General features: G+C 74.4%; 1 pseudogene. It reads right to left on the bottom strand.

The annotated features are described in order from the left end of the window. Positions 1 to 309: pseudogene (locus ACR9ZG_RS18960) on the bottom strand (aminodeoxychorismate synthase component I); the annotation flags it as partial.

The following is a 309-nucleotide window of genomic DNA, read 5'->3' as shown; positions in this document are numbered from 1 at the left end:
AGATGTGTATAAGAGACAGCTCCGGCTCGTCGGTCGTCACCAGCGACGCCGTGCCTGACGCATGGTCGATCACGAGGGCGCGGTCGACCAGCAGGAACGCCGCGTCGGGCCCGACGGTCGCGGCCACGGGAGCACCGGCGGCGGACGCGCCCGCCTCGTAGCCGAGGACGCCGAACCAGCCCAGCGGGCTTCCCGGCGCGTGGCGGGGCCGCGACGCGAGGTCGGCTCGCAGCGCGAAGAGGATGTCGCCGGGCGCGGTGACGCCGTCACGGGTGAGCGTGCCGGCGGCGACCGAGGACGTGAGGACGC

This window comes from Leifsonia sp. KNZ12-8B, from assembly GCF_056755495.1.
Note: the sequence above shows the minus strand (reverse complement) of the source record. Positions and strands in the feature narration are given on the sequence as shown.